The organism is Bacteroidota bacterium, assembly GCA_016183775.1.
In the GTDB taxonomy this organism is placed as follows: domain Bacteria; phylum Bacteroidota; class Bacteroidia; order JABDFU01; family JABDFU01; genus JABDFU01.
In genome coordinates, this window is record JACPDY010000005.1 from 36,334 (window position 1) to 56,055 (window position 19,722).

General features: G+C 42.1%; 8 protein-coding genes. All 8 read left to right on the forward strand.

Annotated elements, in window-relative coordinates; genetic code table 11:
* Positions 1-200: 200 nt before the first annotated feature.
* The 8 genes from HYU69_00840 (at position 201) to HYU69_00875 (ending at position 19,599) form a co-directional block, all read left to right on the forward strand.
* Positions 201-1,283 carry a T9SS type A sorting domain-containing protein gene (locus HYU69_00840; protein MBI2268883.1) on the forward strand — a complete coding sequence of 361 codons (1,083 nt, stop codon included), beginning with the start codon at positions 201-203 and terminating at the stop codon, positions 1,281-1,283.
* 118 nt (positions 1,284-1,401) lie between these two features.
* Positions 1,402-5,697 carry an SBBP repeat-containing protein gene (locus HYU69_00845; GenBank protein ID MBI2268884.1) on the forward strand — a complete coding sequence of 1,432 codons (4,296 nt, stop codon included), beginning with the start codon at positions 1,402-1,404 and terminating at the stop codon, positions 5,695-5,697.
* An 18-nt stretch (positions 5,698-5,715) separates the two neighbouring features.
* The gene (locus tag HYU69_00850) at positions 5,716-9,912 is read left to right on the forward strand and encodes an SBBP repeat-containing protein (protein MBI2268885.1); all 4,197 of its coding nucleotides are present in this window, start codon (positions 5,716-5,718) and stop codon (positions 9,910-9,912) included.
* Between the two features lie 373 nt (positions 9,913-10,285).
* Positions 10,286-12,265 carry a gliding motility-associated C-terminal domain-containing protein gene (locus tag HYU69_00855; GenBank protein MBI2268886.1) on the forward strand — a complete coding sequence of 660 codons (1,980 nt, stop codon included), beginning with the start codon at positions 10,286-10,288 and terminating at the stop codon, positions 12,263-12,265.
* Positions 12,266-12,372: 107 nt separating this feature from the next.
* Positions 12,373-17,079, forward strand: a complete 4,707-nt coding sequence (locus tag HYU69_00860; protein ID MBI2268887.1) for a gliding motility-associated C-terminal domain-containing protein — start codon at positions 12,373-12,375, stop codon at positions 17,077-17,079.
* 17 nt (positions 17,080-17,096) lie between these two features.
* Positions 17,097-18,155: a PorP/SprF family type IX secretion system membrane protein gene (locus tag HYU69_00865; protein MBI2268888.1), complete on the forward strand. Its 1,059-nt coding sequence runs from the start codon at positions 17,097-17,099 to the stop codon at positions 18,153-18,155.
* Between the two features lie 127 nt (positions 18,156-18,282).
* Positions 18,283-18,753 carry a low molecular weight phosphotyrosine protein phosphatase gene (locus HYU69_00870; protein MBI2268889.1) on the forward strand — a complete coding sequence of 157 codons (471 nt, stop codon included), beginning with the start codon at positions 18,283-18,285 and terminating at the stop codon, positions 18,751-18,753.
* Between the two features lie 135 nt (positions 18,754-18,888).
* Positions 18,889-19,599, forward strand: coding sequence for an SAM-dependent methyltransferase (locus HYU69_00875; protein MBI2268890.1), 711 nt, complete (start codon positions 18,889-18,891; stop codon positions 19,597-19,599).
* Positions 19,600-19,722: the final 123 nt, after the last annotated feature.

The window sequence follows — 19,722 nt, forward strand, 5'->3', positions numbered from 1 at the left end:
ATAAATATATGAATTTATGATGCGAAAAACAACGAATTTGTAATTATTTACCGTATTGGTAATGATATTATACAGCAATAATGTTTTGCCCTCGAACGACTTTCGATCGAATTTCGCGGTGTAAAAATTATATGCGCCACTTAAATAAAACCGGCGGAACAGATTAAATAACTTAAACTTAAAAAAAACATCAAAAAAAAATGAAACAGGTAGTACTTAAACTAGCACTGGTATTGATCACAACATCAACATTGATTTCACACGCACAAAATTCAAATGCGGTAACCGTTGACACATCAAATGATACATCGGGATCCTTTGCGGCCGCCAAGAACGACACACAGGGAGCAACTATTCAATCAAGCGGATTACGCCCGGCCATCATTTTTAATGATGAACCTCTCAACCATAATATGCACATAACTTCTGACGGAAAATATTACTATACTATAAACGGAGGAAAGGCCGCGAATGGCCGCATAAATAAATACGACCTGAGCGGTACATTCATTAAATCATTTCCGATTGAAATAGACGGGAGAGGACTTTCTTACAACAAAGCAGACGGTTACTTCTACGCGTCAACCTACTTGGGTGATATTGTTCAGATAACCGACTTAGAGAAAGGTTTCTACAATGTAGCTTTCCCGGGTATAATGTTGAGCAGCCAGGCTACATTCGCGATCTCTGCTGACGGAAAAAAATTCTATGATTTTTATCGGGGCACATTGGTAGTACGCGATTTTAATAACGGAAACCTACTGGAAACAATTACAGGATTATCATATGGCTTTATCAATAACGGGAATGAGACCACTGTAGCGGCTGATTCAGGCAACATTTATACCTGGGATGCCCTTTCGCAGGTAGTGTATGCTTATGACCTTTCCGGAAAACTTAAAAAGAAATTCGTAGTTGATTCAGGCTCTTATGGCCGCTCTTTATCAATTGCAAACGGCTACCTGTTCGTTGCAAAAGATGGAAATTATAAAACCGGCACCTGGTACGGATATAATATTTCCGGACTCACCTCAATATCCGATCTGGCAGCTAAACAGGAATTCAGCATCTACCCAAATCCTTCAAGCGGAAAATTTATCGTTAACGGTAACGCGAATGCGATAGAAGTTTACAGCCTATCGGGAGATCAAATTATTTCAGAAACAAACCTGCCACAACAAGCTTATAACGAAATCGATCTCAGTAAATACTCAAAGGGAACATATTTATTAAGGGTTTATACAGGAGGTACAATTCACACGGAGAAAATTGAACTGCAATAAGATTATTTTTCATAGAGGATCAATTCTGCGAAACCCACTCTGTAAAAACAGGATGGGTTTTGCCGGTTGATAAAGGACTTAACAAGAGCTGACTTTTACACATTTTCAGCATAAATAAATGCAAAAACAAAAGCTGATAAAACACCTGAAAAAAAACTGCCTTGTTTTCATACTGCTTATTTCAGTTTGCCACATTTTCGCTGCCAGATCAACCGACTCCGGCTTGCTCAAAGAAGCAAAACAACGGATAAAAAATAATGGGATCAGGTTCCGGGAAAACAAGGGACAGCTGTCTGATATGAATGGGAAACCTGTTCCTTTTGTCCTGTTCAGCGCGAAGACCCCCGGAGTTAATGTTTATGTCACCGAATCAGGGTTAACTTATCAAACAATTAAAAAAACAACAGAAGAAAACAGCCCAAAAGAAAACAGTTCCGATCGAATAAATCCTTCCCGTGAACAAACCAATTCAAAAACAGAATGGGAACGTTTTGATGTAGAATTAAAGGGAGCAAAGATCAGGTCCGAAAATATGATCAGGGAAGGACAAAGTGAAGCGGATCTCAATTTTTTCTATCCGAATTGCCCTCATGGAGTTTATGGTGTAAAGGAGTATGACAAGATCACCATAAAAGACATTTATCCCGGAATTGATTGGGTATTATACAACTCAACTGAAACCGGATTTAAGTATGATTTTGTTGTGCATCCCGGTGCAGACTGCGATCAGATAGCGCTGGTTTATATAACAAAACATCTGTTACAAATAAACAGCAACGGACAGATCGAGGTACAGACCGCTTATGGTGAAATAATTGAGAATGCCCCGGTAAGTTATCAACGTAACCGAAATATCGGATCAGCTTTTAAGATTACCGGTCGGTCTGAGATAAGAAAAAAAGGTGATAATGGTTATGCAACTCAAATAAGCATTGGTCTCAACAAAAATCAAATAGATCCCAAAGAAGAACTTATCATTGATCCACAACTGGCGTGGTCTACATTATATGGCGGGGACGATACCGATTTCGGAATGTCGATCGACACCGATCAGAATGGAAATGTATTTATTGCGGGAATGATAGAATCTAATTTACCGGGTACCTTCCCCTTATACAATTCAGGAAGTTCTTTCTTCCAGGGATCTCATTCAGGAGGAGTTCATGATCTGTTTATTTTAAAATTTACAAACACCGGCGCTCTTGCATGGGCCACCTATTATGGTGGTTCTGAACAGGACGAAACGGCATTTATTACAACCGATAATTTCAATAATATTTTTATTACCGGCTATACCTATTCCCCTGATTTCCCGGTTCAATCCTCCGCGGGAGCTTATAATCAGCCTGTCAACTCCAATTCACCGGCATCCGCGGATGGTTTTATTCTGAAGTTCAATAACTCCGGAACAAGATTATGGGCTACCTTTTACGGGGGAAGCGGTTTTGACTGGACATCGGGAATCGCAGTGAATAATTCGGGTGACATTTACATCACCGGTTATACTACTTCCAATAATTTCCCAACCTTCAACCCGCTGAACGGAAGCTATTTCCAGGGAGCCCCCGTTAATACCGGATATTTATTTATACTAAAATTTACCAGTAGCGGTGTGCGATCATGGGCAACCTGCTATGGTGGAACTTCATATAATACAGGAGCTTCGATAACCTGTGACAATAGCGGAAATATTTATGTAACAGGTCGCTCACCGGGTTTTCCGGTAATAAACAACACTTCAAATCCGTCTATCTATTCACAAGCCCCCGGCGGAGGCATGGATGCATTTATTTTGAAATTCAATTCAGGTGGAAACCTGATGTGGGCTACAAATTACGGCGGCAGCGACGATGAATGGGGCCTTACCATCAAAGCGGATAATTCAGGGAATGTATTTGTTTGCGGCGAAACCAAATCAGCGGATTTTCCGGTGAAGAACGCGGGAACATTTTACCAGGGCAATAATGCCGGAGGGTACGACGCCTTTATTTTAAAATTTGACAACAATGGCAATCTCGTATGGGCCAGTTATTTTGGAGGAAACGCGGATGAATCCTGGAGTCTTTTCGGAATATATGACAACCTTGAAATTGATAATTGCGGGAATGTTTACATGAGCATGATATCGGGATCTTCAAACCTTGTTTTACAGAATAATATATCCGGCTCGTACTTTGACAAATCATTTAATGGAAATTTTGACGTTGTTCTACTTATGTTCAGCAACACGGGAAATTTATTGTGGTCTACATTCTGGGGCGGAGCCAATCATGATCTGTGGAGAGGGGTTGCTTTGGACAACAACGACAATCTTTACATTACGGGCTCCTTTAATCCCTTCAATGTAAGTTCCGCAAGCTACCCTTTGCTTAATCCCGGCGGTACTTATTACTTCGATGGCAATTTTGGATCAACTATTTTCAATAGCGAAGATATTTATTTAGCTAAATTCTCAAAATGTGCCCCTCAATATCAGCAATCACAAACAGACCCCATTTCATGCCAGGTTTGTAACGGGACCGCAAGTGTAACTGTTAATTGTGGCATACCTGATTTTACCTATAAGTGGAGCGATGGTACAATACAAAATAATGTAACCACAAATGTAAGTAGTATCAATAATTTGTGCCCGGGCAATTATTGGGTAGAAATCAAAAGCAATTGCTTAATTCAAGATACTGTCTTTTTTTCAATGTCAGGATTCACACCCGGATTTACCACTACTGCAATTGTAAATAATGCACCAAAATGTAACGGGCAAACAGGCTCAGTAACAGCTTCAATTACGGGAAACAGCGGACCTTATACTTATAGCTGGAGTACGGGATCAACAGGAAGCACTTCCTCAACTACAATTATATTAAACAATGTACCGGCAAACAACTATGCAATAACTGTAACGGATGCTAATGGATGCAATTTAACAGCAACCGCCGCAATTACAGAACCAACAATGGTTACAGCCACTATTACATCGACAAACAATTTATGTGCCGCCTCAGCAAATGCTTCAGTAAATGTATCTGCCGGCGGAGGAACACCCGGATATACATACGCCTGGAGCAACGGCGCAAACACACCAACATCCGGCAATCTCTTTGCAGGAAATTATATCGTAACAATAACAGACAATAATGGATGTTTCACAACCTCCGGCACTATCTTATCTGACCCGGCTCCTATAACTTCCCCCTTACTTACAACAATGAACACTACTTGTGAATTAAACAACGGCAGTATAACTGCGAATGCCTCCGGTGGAACTGGTTTGCTTACCTATTCATGGAACACGGGAGCTGCGGGGCAAACTATTTTAAATTTATCTGCAGCCATTTATACTGTTACCATTGTTGATGCCAATTCGTGTACAAGAACTACAACAGTTGGTTTAACCAATAGCGGAAGTGCTCCTTTGATTACAATGACCTCTTCGGATATACTTTGTAACGGAAGTAATACCGGCTCTATTTCCGTTACATTAGTTAATGGAAACATACCGTATACCTATAGTTGGAGTAACGGATCAAGTGCAATAACCGGTTCAACGAGTCAACAACTTAGCAATCTGATCGCTGGCAGTTATTCAACAACGATTACCGACGCGAACGGCTGCAGTTCAATAAGTTCAGTAGCACTTACCCAACCCGCCCCTTTAGCTTTAAATCCTGTGTCTCAAAACATAACCTGTGCTAACAGCAACGGGAATGTTACACTATCAATAGCCGGTGGTATACCACCCTATGCATTCAACTGGAGCACGGGACAAACAGGGATCACTGGCGGAACCTCAATGGTTTTACCGAACCTCCAGGTTGGAAATTATTCTGTAACAATAACAGATGGAAATGGCTGCGTGAAAACTACATCAGCGGCAATTAATACCACCAGTCCGGGAACTATTGATCTTGTTCCTGTGCAGCAAACCATTTCAGAAGGCGGACGAGTCACCTTCAAAGTAAACGGCGGAATAGCATACTCCTGGGCACCCGCTGCAGGCTTGTCCTGTACAGATTGTAATAACCCTGAAGCCGCACCAAATATTACCACCACATATACTGTAACAGCAGTCGATGTGAATGGATGTACTATAACGGCTATGATTACCATAAACGTCAAGCCTCCCTGCATTGATGATGACGCCTCTGTATTTATTGCAAACATATTCTCTCCCAACAATGACGGAAAAAACGATATACTTTACATAGAAGGAAACGGGCTAACAAATATTTATTGGGGCATTTATGACCGCTGGGGTAACCTCCTGTTTGAAACCATAGACCAGTCGCATGGCTGGGATGGAACAAAAAACGGACACCCAATGGAAAATGGCACTTATGTATATTACCTCAAGGGCATCTGTGCCAGAACAAACAGTAAAGTGGATCTGAAAGGAAATATAACCATTGTAAAATAAAACAACGATGACAGAATAATGAAAAAGCTTTTGGGTTCAATCTTTTTTTTAATTTATACCCTGAACAGTCTGTTTGCCGATTGCGGTGAAGAAAATCATATTCCATCTGAAAAAGGGAAATCACAGGTCACCGGCAGCCTTCGTGGCAGTGGTATGTGTTTTACTCCCAACAAGGGACAGATCGCGGATATGAATGGCAAGGCCTGCCCGGATGTATTATACAAAGGGAACGGCGCAGGAGCGGATATTTATTTACGTAAAACAGGGATCAGCTATGTCTACAGTAACCTGAATGAGGTTATACATGAAGTTGAAGAAGATATCGAAGACCTTATCAAAGCCGGTAAACTTAACGAAACGGATGAAGAAAAAAAGAAGAATGAGTTACTGCTAAAAGAAAGTGTTAAAGTACACCGTGTAGATATGGATTTCTACAGCGCTAATACGAATATACACACCACAGAACAAGAGGAGGTTGACGGTTATGTCAACTACTACTATTCATATTGTCCGCAGGAAATAACCAATGTACATCAATACAATAAAGTAACATACAAAAATATTTACGACAACATTGACGTAGTTTATTATGGAGATAAAAAGACCGGGGTAAAATACGACATCATTGTTCAACCTCATGCAGACCCAAACCAGATAAAGCTTTACTGGAAAGGCGCTGAAAGCATTCACCTTAATCGCGAAGGGAATCTGGTGATCAAAACAAGTATAAACGAATTCACCGAATCAATACCCAGAGTATATCAGGTAATAAATGGAAAGATTATAGATGTAAAAACAAAATATGTTTTAACTCCGGTTACAGAGAGTGAAGCGATCGTTACTTTTTCATTCTCAACTTACAATTCCTCATTTCCATTAATTATCGACCCCTGGGCTACCTATTACGGAGGAAACCATATAGATTATGGTGAGGGCATCACCACAGATAATACCGGCAACGTGCTTGTTACCGGCGCTACATATTCGTCTGACTTTCCTGTATTATCCGGTTTCCAAATGGTGATCGGGACCGGCAATCCTGATGCCTTTGTTGTTAAGTTAGACCAGGCCGGGACACGTATGTGGGCAACGTATTACGGAGGAAGCGCATACGATCGGGGCACCGGGATCAGCTGCGATAATGCCGGAAATATAGCTATTGCCGGACGCACCTCGTCACCCGATTTCCCTACAGGCAGCACAACACCTAATTCAGTGTTTCAGTCAATCTACAGTGGCGGAACTGTTTCTGATGCCTTCATTGTGAAGCTAAATTCAGCCGGAACAAGGCTCTGGGGCACTTACTACGGAGGCACAGGACTGGACAGGGCTGAAGGCGTCGCTATTGACAATTCAAACAATATTCTTATCACCGGGTACACAACCGGAAACGATTTCCCGGTCTTTGCCGGATTTCAGATGATAAAATCGGGAACCAACGATGCCTTTGTTGTGAAATTCGATCCGGCGGGTACGCGACTGTGGGCCACCTTTTATGGCGGGAGCAGTTCAGATTACAGTGCCGCAATTGCAACCGACAATTCGGACAACCTGATCATAACAGGACGCACAGCCTCGGTCGATCTGCCTGTACTTGGAGGATTTCAGATGGTCAAAGCGACAGCTAATGATGCTTTTGTCGTAAAATTCAATCCGACAGGAACGCGCCTCTGGGCCACCTTTTATGGTGGAAACAATGCGGATGTTGGCAATGGAATAACAACTGATAATGCCGACAACATACTATTTACAGGATACACCGGCTCAACCAATTTCCCCGTTTTGAGCGGATCACAAATGAGCTACCAGGGAGGTACCGCTGATGCCTATGTGGTGAAGCTCAACCCGGCTGGAACACGCCTGTGGGCTACCTTTTATGGAGGAACTGATTACGAAACCGGCTGGCGTATAACTACTGATGTCAACAATAATGTTTTCCTGTTAATGGAAGAAGAAGATGTAGCTCAGTCTACCATGATAGCTGACGCCTGCAGCTATCAGACCTTATTTGGAGGCGTAGAAGATCAGCTGATCGTAAAATTTACTCCGACAGGACAGAAAGTATGCGCAACTTTTATAGGCGGTACAGGAGAAGATGATGTGGATGATGGCGGAGGAATTATTATTTATGGAAAATCACTTTATATCACGGGGTCGACAGACGGCGGATATCCTGTAACAGCCGGAGCCTTCCAAACTGTTCTATCCGATGATCCCGACGCCTTCATCACTTCTTTATGCATAAATATTTGTGAAAGCAAAACACTTGACCTGAACTTCAGCACCAATGTTGCAAACCCATGTACAAACGAATCAATCACCTTTACACCTGCCGTCAATAACTCTTGCGATACCACTGATTACGAATACAAATGGACCTTTATTGGTGGTACTCCGGCTACTTCCACTTCGAAATTTCCAATTGTTACTTATTCAGGTACCGGCACCTACCCTGTTAAACTGGTCATTACCACATCATGTAACAAAGATTCAGTTACAAAATCAACAGCGATAATAATAGTTCCCTGCGGCGTTATGGCGCTCGCAACAGGTGCAACAACATGTCGGGGACAGTGCGCTGCAATAACCTCTGTTGGTAATAATGGCAGTCCTCCATACACCTATAGCTGGAGCAGCGGTGCTGCTTCACAAAATATAACGGAGTGCCCTGCATCAACTACCACCTACACTTTAACAATTACTGATTCCGGAGGAGCTACTGCCACTTCAACCGCAGTGATAATAATAAATTCCGCCTTCACAGTAACTGCAAGTTCAACTGATATTAAATGCTATGCGGGCATGAATGGAAATATTCTTGCAAACGCCGGCAACGGTACATTACCATATACCTATAGCTGGAGCAATGGACAAACAACCCAAACCGCCACAGGCCTGACACAAGGCAATTATAGCGTTACAATAACTGACAATAAAGGTTGCTCAACAAGCACAACTGCAATTTTATCCGACCCCGCCCCTATTGATTCGCTGACATTTATGACAAAAAACACAACCTGCGGATTAAACAATGGCAGTATAACAGTCAATGCATCGGGTGGGACAGGTTTGCTTACTTATTCCTGGAACACGGGTGTTGTCGGACAAACTGTTTTAAATTTATCCGCAGCTGTTTATACAATCACCGTTGCTGATGCCAATTCGTGTACAAGAACATCAACAGTTGGTTTAACAAACAGCGGCAGCGCTCCTTTAATCACAATGACACCTGCGGATTTGCTTTGTAATGGAAGCAACACGGGTTCAATTTCTGTTACATTAAGCAGCGGAACTATGCCATTTACTTACAACTGGAGCAACGGCTCCATTGCAATAACCGGCTCAACATCTCAACAACTCAGCAATTTAATTGCGGGAATTTATTCAACAACGGTGACTGATGCGAACGGATGCAGTTCAATAAGCTCGGCAGTACTTACCCAGCCCGCCTCGCTTGAATTGAGTCTCGTTTCACAAAACATTACATGTGCAAACAGCAGCGGCAGTATTACCTTATCAGCTGCGGGCGGCATGCCTTCCTATGCGTTTAACTGGAGCACGGGCCAAACCGGTATCATTGGAGGAACCGCTATAATATTAACAAACCTTGCTGCCGGAAATTATTCGGTAACACTAACAGACGGGTATGGCTGCATGAAAACTGCATCAGCAGCAATTAATACTACCGGTCCTGGAACTATTGATATTGTTCCTATTGAACAAAACATTTCAGAAGGCGGGCGGGTAGTTCTTAAGGTAAGCGGCGGCATCTCTTATTCCTGGTCGCCGGCTAACGGACTATCGTGTACAAATTGTGATAATCCTGAAGCCAATCCCGCAAAAACAACTACATACACTGTAACAGCTACAGACATTAATGGATGTGTTATTGAAGCCATGATCACAATAACCGTACTCCCCCCTTGCACTAATGACGAGGACGCCGTATTTATTGCAAATATATTCTCACCTAATAATGATGGAAAGAACGATATACTTTATATAGAAGGAAACGGATTGACAAATATTTATTGGGCTATATATGACCGTTGGGGTAACCTCCTGTTTGAAACCATTGATCAATCACGTGGCTGGGATGGGACCAAAAATGGCATGCCTGTGGAAAATGGAGTATATGTATATTACCTGAAAGGCATTTGCAGGAGAACAAACAGTGATGTGAATCTTAAAGGGAACGTGAGCATTGTAAAATAAATTTTACTGATCAAACAAAACCTGAATGGGAAAATAAAAAATAGCTTAACTACATATTATTTACCGTCTCAATCACGACAAGGGGTAACCGCTCAATTCACACCTGCAGGTTGCTTTGTTTTTATATTTTCCTGCCATAAAAACACCTAAAAGACCTCATTTAGAGATGATATATATTCATTGGCTATCACCATTCATATGTATCATATATATTTGATAATCAATATTTTAATATTAAACTTTTAGACTATTTTATTCGAATTTATGTATTATTTGTACCAAGCCACATGTTAGCCATGGCATTATACAAAAATAATGATTTGCCCATAAATGATACTTGCCGCATTTTTACCACAACAAATACCGAGAGAAAATGAAACGAAAAAAAAGAGGGTTTATTAAACAACTTCTTTTGAAATTCAAGTTTGTGTATTTACATAATCACCAAACCAAAACGCTTCATTCCAGGATATTCAAATCAATTCAAATAATTCTGATTTTCACAGCAACTAACATTTCAAAAGCACAAAACATCCCACTCCCTGTTGCTTGTTACAACTTTTCAGGAAACCTCAATGAGTTCAGCGGCGGTACATCTTTAACCCCGTTGAGCAATCCCGGAACGTATTCTAACGGCATTAGCCTTTGTCAAACTGATACATTTTATAATTGGGTTATTGGCAATGGATTAAAACTTTCCATTGGGACACTATTCTCAAAAGATGATTATACCATTGAACTTCTTTTTAAGTTTACCACATCTCCCTATCCCAAAAACTGGCAGCGCATTCTCGATTTCAAAAGCAACACTTCCGATGTCGGCCTTTATCTGTATCAGAACAACCTCCAATTTTACACGCAATATACCGGCACTTCAAATATGGCTTTACCAAACAAATGGTTCAGATTATTCCTTACCCGTGATGCAAACACAGATAGTGTGAAAGGATATATTAACAACAATCTTGAAATTGCTTTTAGAGATGTTAGCGGCGCGGCAAAATTCAACACAGACCTGATCCTTTTCAAGGATGACAATGTAGTTGTTGATGAAGAAAGTGCCGGAACGATTGATTACATGCGGATCTATAACAAACCCCTTACTAAAGCGCAGATACTTAAAATAACCGTTGATTCCATTCCGATCGCATCTGTTAACGGCAATTTTTCAATATGTAAAGGACAAAGTACTGTGCTCACTGCGTCCGGAGGTCTGAATTACAGCTGGAGTACCGGCGCTTCTGTAAATGCAATTACTGTCTCCCCGGCCACTACTACAACCTATTCAGTTTGGGCTGATCTGTTTTGTACATATTCGCATTCGTGTCAGCACAGTCCAACTACTGTAACAGTTACTGTCACAAACTGCGCATCTCCAACTATTACAATTTCAAAAACAGATATTACATGCTATGGGGACAATAATGGAACAGCCTCGGTAAATCCCTCGGGCGGGGTATTTCCCTATACATATTCATGGAGTACCGGAGCAGTAGCCCAAACCATCAACGGTCTTTCAACAGGAACCTACACTGTAACAGTTACAGATGCAGCAGGCAGCAAACTCATTTCAACTCTGGCTATAATAAGCCCTGCCCTTTTAACTATTATGGCTACAAGTACAAATTCAGAGTGTGGCAGGAATAATGGAACAGCCTCTGCGTTTGCCTCCGGGGGAAACAAAAGTTATACATATGACTGGGAGTACATTAATCAGAAAATAAGCGGACAAACAATTTCTAATTTATCAGCGGGGAGTTATACCATTACAGTATCTGATCAAAACGGCTGCTCAACTGTAACATCAGTAAACGTAACAGATACTCTTTTGGTTTCAACAAATGGCACACCCGCCCGACAAACCATTATTGAAGGAAATAGTGTAGCGTTTTCATTACAAGGTGCTGATACATATTCATGGTCACCATCAACAGGACTTTCATGCACAAATTGCGCAACCCCGATAGCAACCCCATCCTCTACTACCACCTATACCGTCGTGGCAAAAGATTACTACGGCTGTTCGACATTTGTAATATTTACAATTATTGTGAATCCTCCGTGCGTAGGCGATGATTCAGAAGTATTTATTCCAAATGTCTTTTCTCCAAACAACGATGGCCAAAACGACATTCTTTACATAGAAGGAAACGGGTTGAGTAATATATATTGGGCGATCTATGACCGCTGGGGCAACACAATATTCGAAGGATTTGACCAATCACATGGATGGGATGGGACATGGAAAGGAAACCAAATGGGAACCGGCACATATGTTTATTATTTAAAAGCTATTTGCACAAAAACCAATAATGAAATAAAATTAAAAGGTAGTGTCAATGTCATGAAATAGCCATAAACTAGCGCATATTGGCGTATTCCCTGTCTGCCCGACAGGCGATCCGAATAAATAAAAATATTTTAAAAGAAATTATCTATCAATACTCACATCACAATACCATGAATACAAAAAAGATTTTTCCCTTTTTGATCGCGGGGTTACTTTCCGCAAACTATGTTTTTTGCTTCAAAAAAAACATGATCGGAAAAAATCAATCGGAAAACTTAAACAGCACTGTTGGTTTTATTGAAAACAAAGGTCAGATATTGGATCAACATCACAAGCCTGTAAATGAAGTGAAATTTCTTTTGAATTCGGTCGGAATCAATACACAAATAAAGACCAATGGATTCAGTTACGATACATATACAGACAACAACGAGGATATACAGGTACTGAACAAATGGTTAAAACGGGAACGAAATGATGTCAACACGTCTCATCCCGGATCGATCCGCAGAAATGTTCACCGCATTGATATTGAATTTATAGGAAGCATGCCAAATGTTGAAGTAACAGGAACGGATGCACTACCTGGTTACTCTGTGTATTATACAAGCGGTGTACGAACACAGGCGCAGATAAAAAGTTACGGAACAGTTACCTATCATGATCTTTACCCGCATATTGACATGGTATATAAAACAGGCAGCGGTTCAGAAAAAGGCGCCGAATATTATTTTATTGTACGTCCGGGAGGCGATGCTTCGCAGATCAGGATGAGATACAGTGGCGCTAATAATATCATTGCCGGAACGGACAACTTAAAACTTTCTGTTACGCATGGTGTTCTTACAGAACGTATTCCCGCAAGCTATATATCCGAAACAAAGCAGCAAATGTCAGTAGTTTACAAACAGGCAGCAGAAAATGAATTTTGCTTTTCAATTCCATCGTATGATAAAACGAAAACACTTGTTATCGATCCGGGTCCGGGTATTGACTGGGCAACCTATTATGGCGATTCAGGAAATGAGTATGGAATGGATGTAGCGTGGGACAACACAAATTCGATGATATGTATGCTTGGATTTACATCATCTCCTTCAAATATCGCCACAACAGGCGCGCATCAAACAACACTTGTGAACGGGGCTGATAATTTTGTATTAAAAATGAATTCCGGCGGAACACGCCAGTGGTGCACTTATTTTGGCGGCAATGATTGGGAAGGCAACTGGGGAGGAATCAGAACAGACAATAGCGGAAATATTTACTTTGTGGGAGAAACATCTTCAACAGACCTTTCAACTCCGGGTGTATGGCAAACAGCTTTCAACACTGCTAATTTTGGTATGACGGATGGTTTTGTTGCCAAATTAAACAGCGCCGGTGCACGTCAATGGTGTACCTACTACGGCGGAGATAAAAGTGATGAAGCCTTAAATGTTGTTCCGGATAACACCACCGGAGAAGTATATGTTTGCGGACGCACCACATCAACAACTGCAGGCGGCGGTATCGCGAGTGCCGGCGCCTTTCAAACCACCTTTGGCGGCGGTTGTAACGACGCTTTTGTAGCCAAGTTTAACAGCTCAGCCACCAGCTGTTTGTGGGGCACTTATTTTGGTGACACCAATTGCGATGATGCATGGGACATTGCTATAGATGCAGCCGCAGCCAATATTTTTATAACGGGTTACACCCAGGGCCCCACTAATACTTTGGCTACAGCAGGTGCATATCTCACTTCGTACCAGGGCGGTCCGAATGATGCGTTTATAGCGAAGTTTTCAAGTACCGGCATACGTGTTGCCTGCACCTACTATGGTGGAGACAAAAACGACAACTCGCGCGGATTAGCACTTGACGGTGCCGGAGATGTTTACATAACCGGCTGGACACAATCTGTTTTACCCGGCCCTAACACCTGCATAGCTTCTCCCGGCTCCTATCAACCTGCACTTAACGGCACCAATGATGCTTACCTTGCAAAACTCAACAACTCGCTTACTTCAAGACTTTGGGGTACTTATTACGGGGGTGTTGACGGCGGACAAACAGATATAGGTGAAGATGTTGCCTGTGACTCCTCAGATAACGTTTATCTCTGCGGATATTCTTCTTACAACTCGGCTTTAAATACCACCGGCTGCCCCTATCGCGGATCGACCGATATATTCCTTGCTATGTTCGACAGCTCAGGAACACGTCAATGGTCCACCTACTATGGAGGAACCCAATTAGAAATTGAACCTCACATCAAATCCACTCCCGCAGGCGACATTTATATGTGCGGCTGGACAAGTTCTTCAGATTATATATCAACACCTGGAGCATTCCAGGCAGCGAAAACAAACCCATCAAATTCAAATTCTTATGAAGCGTTTTTAGTTAAGTTCGGCGGTACAACTCCATGTATCACAAATGTAACATGTTCAGGTCAGCCGGTGGCGACATTCAGCTATACCGCTTCTCCATATTGTCAGAACGCGGCTGATCCTTCACCTGTATATAGCGGAGGCGGAACGGCCGGCACATTTACTTCTACTCCAGGGTTAAGTATCAATCCTGTTACGGGAATAATAAATTTGAACACAAGTACCCCCGGAACCTATACTGTAACAAATTCAATTCCGGCATCAGGCGGATGCTCCGCCGCAACAGCAACATCCGGTATTATAATAACCGCTCAGCCCGTTGCAACATTCAGCTATACCGGTTCTCCGTATTGCCAGAATGCTACCGATCCTTCACCTGTCTTCTCCGGGGGAGGTATTGCAGGCACATTCACCTCAACTTCCGGATTAAACATTAATGCGGGTACAGGAACAATAAATTTAACCACAAGCACGCCCGGGACTTATACTGTTACAAATACGATTGCAGCCGCAGGCGGTTGTCCACAAGTTTCGTCAACAGCATCAGTTACAATTGATCCTATTCAAAATGCCGCGTTTAACTTCTCATCATCAACCTATTGTCAATCGGGAGCCAATCCATTACCAAACATTACAGGAGTTACAAGCGGAACTTTCAATTCGTCGCCGGCAGGATTAATTTTTACAAATACAACGACAGGAGAAATAAATCTGTCTGCCAGTTCATTAAATACCTATACAGTTACTTATACTACGGCCGGTCCCTGCGCGAACTCAAGTACCGCAACTATTACAATAACAAATGCACCCATTGCTACATTTGGTTATACCGCTTCTCCATATTGTCAGAATGCCGCAGATCCTTCACCTGTTTATAGCGGTGGTGGAACTGCGGGTTCATTTACTTCAACTCCCGGACTAAGCATTAATTCAGGTACAGGATCAATTAATTTAAACACGAGCACGCCCGGGACTTATACTGTAACAAATACGATCGCAGCATCCGGCGGATGTCCTGCTGTTACTGCAACAGCCACCATAACGATCACAACACAACCTATAGCCACGTTTAGCTATACTGGTTCTCCATACTGTCAGAACTCCACTGATCCTTCGCCTGTTTTCTCAGGAGGAGGTACTGCAGGTACATTCACTTCAACTCCCGGGCTAAATATCAATTCAGTTACAGGAACAATTAATTTAAACGCAAGTATTCCGGGGACCTATACTGTTACAAACACGATCGCGGCATCAGGTGGCTGTCCCGCAACTACCGCAACTTCAAGTATCACCATCACTGCTCAACCCGTCGCCACGTTCGGTTATACAGCTTCTCCATATTGTCAGAATGCCGCTAACCCTTCACCTGTTTATAGCGGAGGTGGAATTGCCGGTTCATTCACTTCAACTCCCGGACTAAGCATCAATTCAGGTACCGGAACAATAAACCTGAGCGCAAGTACGCCCGGCACTTATACAGTTACAAATACAATTCCCGCATCAAGTGGATGCTCAACCACTACTGCAACATCAACAATTACAATTATAGCTGCGCAATCAGGCACATTTAATTATTCGCTCTCCTCTTTTTGTAAAGGCAGTGCAAATCCTTTTCCGGTCTTCACCGGCGGAAGTATTGCAGGTATATTCTCATCAACTCCGGGTTTAACTATAAACGGGAACACCGGTGAAATTGATTTGTCTACCAGCAGTCCGGGAACATATATTGTGACCAATACCATTCCACCCGCAAATGGATGCCCTGCAACAACAGAAACTTCAAGCATTACCGTGGTGGCAACACCGGTTATAACCGTATCCTCACTGACCATTTGCAGCGGGCAAACCGGCACGCTGTCTGCGTCCGGAGCCGCTTCTTACACCTGGTCAACGGGTAATACAACCAACAATATCAGTATTAATCCAACCGCGAGTACAACCTATACTGTCAGTGGAACAACATCAGGCTGTATGGGAAGCTCAACTGTTACAGTCATTGTAAATCCAAAGCCAATAGCTACAGTTGCATCAACACCTTTGACACCCATTGGAGGAGGTGTGACACTCACTGCTTCCGGCGGAATAGTCTACTCCTGGAATCCCTCATCCGGGTTAAGTTGCAGCACGTGCGCGGTTACCATCGCATCTCCAATCATCACCACCCAGTATTGTGTAACAGTAAGCGATAGCACAGGCTGCAGCGACACCTATTGCATAACTGCGGACATTAAATGCGGCGACATATTTGTTCCGAACGCGTTTTCACCTAACAACGATAGTCAAAATGATATCTTTTACGTCATGGGGCATTGCATCCAGGAATTCAGGTTTTCAGTGTTTGACCGCTGGGGTGAGAATGTGTTTGAGACCACAGATCATACAAAAGGCTGGGATGGCACATATAAAGGAGAAAAACTTGACCCCGCCCTATTTGTTTACTACCTGAAAGCAAAAGTGAACGGCTCGGATGTGAACAAACACGGAACAATAACATTGGTGAAATAATTTTATAACAAAAAAAAATGAAACGATCCGGATCCAAATGCCGCCAATTGATGAAAGCAGTTGCATGCCTTATGACAAGTACTTTTGTACAATTTTCTGCAAATGCACAGGATATACATTTTTCCCAGTTCGATGAAACACCTTTGCAATTGAATCCGGCAAATACCGGAGTGCACCATGATATCCGTATCATTACGAACTATAAAAATCAATGGCAGTCTATTAACTCTCCTTACAAAACATTCGCCCTTTCGGGCGACCTAAAACTATTAAAAGGTAAGGCGCATCAGTTAGGGTTAGGCCTGGATTTCTTTAACGATAAAGCCGGTGAAGCAAATCTGACCTCTAACCAGGCAAACATATCATTATCAGCAATCATTAATATTAACTCTAAAAGTCTGCTATCAGCCGGTTTGATGGGAGGTTTTGCGCAACGAAGCCTATCAGCCAGTAACCTCATATGGGGAAATCAATACAATGGTATGACTTATGACGCGGGGATCTCATCCGGAGAATCAGGAAAGGTAAACGATTTTAAATATGTCGACCTTGGCGCCGGTATACAATATAGCTATGGAACTGACCAATCATATATTTCCGGGAACAATTCAAGAAAAGTAAATATAGGCGCTTCCGTATTTCACCCCCATAAACCTTCCTATTCATTTTATGACGATAGTCCCCAACGATTGAACATGAAAATTATATTGCATGGGGACGCGGCAATTGGTATTGCAAACTCAAACCTGATTCTAAAACCCTCTTATATCGTGTTCATGCAAGGACCATTAAAAGAAATAACACCGGGAATGATGTTTCAATATATTATCCAGGAAGGATCAAAATATACAGGTTTCAAATTGCCTTCCGCATTTTCACTTGGTGGTTATTACCGGATGAAAGACGCATTTATCGCTATCGCACGGTTTGAATATGCGAATTATTCGATCGGGTTCAGTTATGATATCAACTTATCGGATCTCAGAACAGTCACACACACACGCGGCGGCATGGAATTGTCTCTCCGATATATTTCTCCTGATGCATTCGGCAAAACTACAAGAGCACAGTTTTAATACGCTTTGAATTCTAAATGACGCGTTACCCGAACCTGTCGTTCTGTATAATAACTCCCGGTCGGCAAATAAATTTGCCTGATTAGCAATTCCATTTTATCTTTATCAACGCACCTGTCTGAATATTATGATAAAAGTAGTTATGGTTTGCCTTGGCAACATTTGCCGATCTCCTTTGGCAGAAGGCATTTTAAGGCACAAAGCCGGACAAAAATCTTTAAATATTATTGTTGATTCAGCCGGAACCGCCAATTACCACATGGGCGAGCATCCCGACCACCGTTCCGTGAAAAAAGCGAAGGAATATGGCATTAACATCAGCAAACTAAAGGGAAGGCAGTTTACCGTTATTGATTTCGACAACTTTGACCATATTTACGTAATGGATCAAAGTAATTACCGGGATGTTACAAAACTGGCAAGGAATGAGAATGACAAAAGAAAAGTGAAACTTATTCTTAATATGGCTTTTCCGAAATTAAACATGGAAGTTCCCGATCCTTATTACGGAGGAGATGAAGGCTTTGAACATGTATTCCAATTGCTGGATAAGGCTTGTGAAAGTATTGTGAATGAAATTGAAGAGAAGAATTTTTAGATTTTAAATTACACAGAGAACCACGGAGCAGACACAGAGTTTCACAGAGAAAAAATCTACAGCATGAACGCGTTCTCTGTGGCTCCCTGTAACTTCTCTGTGTAACTCCGTGAAACGCTTTTTTGATATAATAAAATGATAAAAGGAAAACTATATTTAATCCCCGTTGCACTTGGTGAAAACACCGAACTGGCACATACCATGCCCCCCTATGTTCAGCAAGTCATTAATGGTATTGATGAATACATTGTGGAAAACGAAAAAACAGCGCGCAGGAATCTGAAACAAATGGGACGCACCAGGCCCTTGCAGGAAATCATCCTGCATACACTTAATGAACAAACACCCGTAGAAAATATTCTAAATTACCTTGACGCGATTGACAGAGGAAAAGACATGGGCTTAATGTCGGAAGCGGGATGCCCCGGAGTAGCCGATCCCGGCGCTGAACTGGTCCGGCTCGCCCATAGCAAAAACATCCAGGTAATGCCACTTGTAGGTCCCAGCTCTATATTACTTGCCTTAATGGCCTCAGGAATGAACGGACAAAATTTTTGCTTCAATGGCTATTTACCAAAAGAACAAAAAGAAAGGATCAATAAACTCAAAGAACTCGAACGGTTGGTTTTAAGAAATGATCAGACTCAATTATTCATTGAAACTCCTTACCGGAACAATCATATTATTGAAGATGTGTTGAACACCTGCTCCAACGAATTACGCTTTTGCATAGCCTGCGATATTACTTTACCAACTGAGCTGATTAAAACTCAAACCATTGCCCAATGGAAAAAACAAAAACCGGATATTAATAAAAGGCCGGCAATGTTTATTATTGGAAGGTGAGGTCGGAAGTCGGAAGTCGGAAGCCGGGAGTTGGAAGTTGGAAGATGGAAGATGGAAGATGGAAGTCGGAAGACGGAAGACAGAAGTTCGGTTAAAACTCCCCTCTGCGGGGAGCAAGTGTGC

Coding starts and splice junctions, on each gene's coding strand:
- HYU69_00840 (MBI2268883.1), top strand. CDS start 201: ATGAAACAGGTAGTACTTAAACTAGCACTGGTATTGATCACAACATCA.
- HYU69_00845 (MBI2268884.1), top strand. CDS start 1,402: ATGCAAAAACAAAAGCTGATAAAACACCTGAAAAAAAACTGCCTTGTT.
- HYU69_00850 (MBI2268885.1), top strand. CDS start 5,716: ATGAAAAAGCTTTTGGGTTCAATCTTTTTTTTAATTTATACCCTGAAC.
- HYU69_00855 (MBI2268886.1), top strand. CDS start 10,286: ATGAAACGAAAAAAAAGAGGGTTTATTAAACAACTTCTTTTGAAATTC.
- HYU69_00860 (MBI2268887.1), top strand. CDS start 12,373: ATGAATACAAAAAAGATTTTTCCCTTTTTGATCGCGGGGTTACTTTCC.
- HYU69_00865 (MBI2268888.1), top strand. CDS start 17,097: ATGAAACGATCCGGATCCAAATGCCGCCAATTGATGAAAGCAGTTGCA.
- HYU69_00870 (MBI2268889.1), top strand. CDS start 18,283: ATGATAAAAGTAGTTATGGTTTGCCTTGGCAACATTTGCCGATCTCCT.
- HYU69_00875 (MBI2268890.1), top strand. CDS start 18,889: ATGATAAAAGGAAAACTATATTTAATCCCCGTTGCACTTGGTGAAAAC.